This is a genomic window from Spirochaetota bacterium (assembly GCA_026414805.1).
Lineage (GTDB): Bacteria > Spirochaetota > UBA4802 > UBA4802 > UB4802 > UBA4802.
Window position 1 is genome coordinate 1 of the sequence record JAOAIH010000145.1, and the last position, 1,292, is coordinate 1,292.

The following is a 1,292-nucleotide window of genomic DNA, read 5'->3' on the forward strand; positions in this document are numbered from 1 at the left end:
GTTAAATATAAGGTGCTGTTGGGTGTAAGTTCTGTTTCTTGTTGACTAAAGGGCAGGGCATCTTTTACTAAAGAATCCAACTTATTTTTCTGTTAAAAGATATCATTAAATATAACAATAAAAATTATTACGCTATCAGCCCCTTTTGACCCACATAAAATTCTTGCACTTCAATTCAATAATCTTATTTTACCTTAATTCCACACATACATTTTTATCTTCATTGAAAAAATCTATCGCTTTAAAGCCACCTTCACGTCCTACTCCTGATGCTTTCATTCCTCCAAAAGGCGTTCTTAAGTCCCTGTTAAGCCATGTGTTTATCCATATAATACCGCTTTCTAACCGATGAGCCACTCTGTGAGCACGATTTAAATTTTCTGTCCAAATAGTTGCAGAAAGACCATACTCCACACTATTAGCCATTTTAATCACTTCTTCTTCTGTATCAAACGGAGTAATAGTTACAACCGGTCCAAATATTTCTTCCTGATTGGTACGACAGGTATAAGACAGCCCTTCAATGATGGTTGGAGCAATATAATATCCTTTAGTATAAGGTTCTTCCAAAATTACTCTTTCACCACCACACAATATAGTTCCTCCTTCTTCTTTGGCCAATTGAATATAACTCAAAATTTTGTTCATGTGTGTTTCTGATACCACTGCACCTATTTGTGTATCATCGTTCAAGGGAGGACCAACTTTAAGTGACCTTGTTTTTTCAACAAAATCATATTTAAACTTATCGTACAATTTCCTTTCAACAAAGATTCTCGACCCACACAAACAAATCTGTCCTTGATTGGCAAACGAAGATTGAATAGTGGTTTTAAGCATTTTATCATAATTACAGTCAGCAAAAATGATGTTAGGGTTTTTACCACCTAATTCCAGAGATAATTTTTTAAACATAGGAGCTGCCGTAGCAGCAATTTGCTTACCTGTTTTGGTTCCACCTGTAAAAGAAATAGCTTTGACTGTAGGGTGTTCTATAATGCTTTGGCCTACTTTATGTCCATAGCCATGAACAACATTCAGCACGCCTTTGGGCAATCCGGCTTCGATGCAAATTTCAGATAGCAAATAGGCGGTCATGGGAGTAATTTCAGATGGCTTAGCTACGACTGTACATCCTGCGGCTAAAGCAGGTGCAATTTTCCATGTAAATAAATACAAAGGTAAATTCCATGGTGAAATGCATCCTGCCACACCAATGGGCTGCTTGTATGTGTAATTGATGGAATCATTTTCATTAATGTGTGCTTGCGAATAATAATGCAATATAGATG

At 36.4% G+C, this 1,292-nt stretch carries 1 protein-coding gene; it reads right to left on the reverse strand.

All coding sequences use genetic code 11. The annotated features are described in order from the left end of the window. Positions 1-189 precede the first annotated feature (189 nt). The coding region (locus N3F66_15035; protein ID MCX8125461.1) for an aldehyde dehydrogenase at positions 190-1,292 on the reverse strand (1,103 nt) is incomplete at its 5' end.